1 protein-coding gene is annotated in these 1827 nt (G+C 68.2%); it reads right to left on the bottom strand.

The features are described 5' to 3' along the window. Positions 1-1827 (bottom strand): beta strand repeat-containing protein (locus HLH34_RS19030; RefSeq protein WP_408871334.1); only part of this gene is annotated, 1827 nt, incomplete at both ends.

The raw sequence follows: 1827 nt of genomic DNA, 5'->3' as shown, positions 1-1827 counted from the left end.
ACCGCGCCGCCGTCCAGCGTCAGCGTGCCGTTGTCAGCCACATTTCCGGCGACCGAACCCGACAGGTTCAGCGCTGCGCCGGAGGCAATGGTCGTGCCGCCGGTGTAGCTGTTGGCGCCGGTCAGCGTCTCACTGCCGCCCGCGATGGTCAGGCCACCGGTGCCGGTCAGCGCACCCGCGTAGGTGTCGGCCGCATTGGTCAGCGTCAGCGTGCCGTTGAGCGTGCCGGCACCCGTCCCGGCCAGCGACCCGACTGTGCCGCCGTTGCCCGTGACGGTCAGCGCGCCGCTGTCCGTCACCGTGCCGCCGACCGCGCCGCCGTCCAGCGTCAGCGTCCCGGCGTTCGCGACCGCACCGGTCACCGAGCCGGACAGGTTCAGCCCCGCGCCGACATTGATGGTCGTGCCGCCGGTGTAGCTGTTGGCGCCGGTCAGCGTTTCGCTGCCGCCTGCGATGGTCAGCCCGCCCGTGCCGCTGGCAACGCCGCTGAAACTATCGGCCGCATTGGTCAGCGTCAGCGTGCCGTTGAGCGTGCCGGCACCCGTCCCGGCCAGCGACCCGACTGTGCCGCCGTTGCTCGTGACGGTCAGCGCGCCGCTGTCCGTCACCGTGCCGCCAACGGTACCGCCATCCAGCGTCAGCGTCCCGACGTTCGCGACCGTACCGGCCACCGAGCCCGACAAGTTCAACCCCGCGCCGGAAGCAATGATCGTGCCGCCGGTGTAGCTGTTGGCGCCAATCAGCGTCTCACTGCCGCCTGCGATGGTCAACCTACCGGTCCCGCTCAGCGCACCTGCGTAGGTATCGGCGGCGTTGGTCAACGTCAGCGTGCCGTTAAGCGTGCCACCGCCCGCCCCAGCCAGAGACCCAGCCGAGCCACCGTTGCCCGTGACGTTCAGCGCGCCGCTGTCCGTCACCGTGCCGCCGACCGCGCCGCCGTCCAGCGTCAGCGTGCCGTCGTCAGCCACATTTCCGGCGATCGAACCCGACAGGTTCAACCCCGCGCTGGAAGCAATGGTCGTGCCGCCAGTGTAGCTGTTGATGCCGCTCAGCGTTTCGCTGCCGCCTGCGATGGTCAGCCCGCCGCTGCCGCTGGCGACGCCGCTGAAACTATCGGCCGCATTGGTCAGCGTCAGCATGCCGGAAAGGACGGCGTTTCCTGTGCCCGCGAGCGACGCGGTCGCCCCACCGGTGGCAGCGACAGTCAGAGTTCCGTTATCGGTGAGGGTGCCCGCGAATGATCCGCTGGTCGTGTCGTCTCCAAGCTGAAGGCTTGTTCCACCGCCGGTCTGTATTCCGCCTGAATAGGTATTTGTCCCTGTCAGGATGAGGGTTCCGCTGCCTTCCATCAGTAGGGATCCTGTCCCTGAAATGTTGTTGGAAACAGTATTTGTCCCGACCGTATTGAAGATGAGAAGGCCGTTATCGGTAATAGCGCCCAAGAGTGATCCGTTGGTGGTGCCGTCTCCGAGCCGGAGCGCGGCGCCAGCATCAATGGTCGTGCCGCCGGTATAGGTGTTGATGCCGGTCAGCGTCTCGGTGCCGCCGGTGACGGCGAGTCCACCATTTCCAGTCAGCGTGCCCGAGAAGGTATCGGCCGCATTGGTCAGCGTCAGCGTGCCGTTGAGCGTGCCGGCACCCGTCCCGACCAGCGAGCCGACCGTGCCGCCATTGCCCGTGACGTTCAGCGCGCCGCTGTCCGTCACCGTGCCGCCAACCGCGCCGCCGTCCAGCGTCAGCGTCCCGGCGTCCGCAACCGCACCGGCGACCGAACCCGACAGGTTCAGCCCCGCGCCGGCCGCGATGGTTGTGCCGCCGGTGTAGCTG

It is taken from the genome of Gluconacetobacter azotocaptans (genome assembly GCF_014174355.1).
Taxonomy (GTDB): Bacteria; Pseudomonadota; Alphaproteobacteria; order Acetobacterales; family Acetobacteraceae; genus Gluconacetobacter; species Gluconacetobacter azotocaptans.
The sequence above is the reverse complement of the archived record's forward strand: the minus strand, read 5'-3'. Positions and strand labels throughout refer to the sequence as shown.